This window comes from Labrys sp. F242, from assembly GCF_057813875.1.
Genome location: NZ_JBVASG010000030.1, coordinates 1 through 321 on the forward strand (window position 1 = coordinate 1; position 321 = coordinate 321).

The window sequence follows — 321 nt, forward strand, 5'->3', positions numbered from 1 at the left end:
AGCTGAGGCCGCTCTCCTGGAGAAAGACACCGCCAAACGCGTCGAAATATACCAGCGCCTTCAAAAGCAGGTGCTCGAAACCGGTCCCTTCGCCCTCATCTTCCAGCAGACCGAGGTTGCCGGCGAGCGCACCAACGTCAGGGGCCTCAAGCTCGGGCCGAGCTTCGACACCAATTTCGTCGCCGACATCACAAAGGAATAGAAGGTGGCTTCGCCTATTCTGGGTATCACGAAAACACAGGCGCTGCCGGCAAGCGGGGGTGGCCGCGCTCTCGCGCTCGCCAAATCCGTCGCACGCTTCCTCGTCATCGCCCTTACCTC

Annotated in this window: 1 pseudogene; it reads left to right on the forward strand. The window is 61.1% G+C overall.

The annotated features are described in order from the left end of the window. Positions 1-202 (forward strand): annotated as a pseudogene (locus tag ACZYTC_RS34300) (ABC transporter substrate-binding protein); the annotation flags it as partial. Positions 203-321 lie beyond the last annotated feature (119 nt).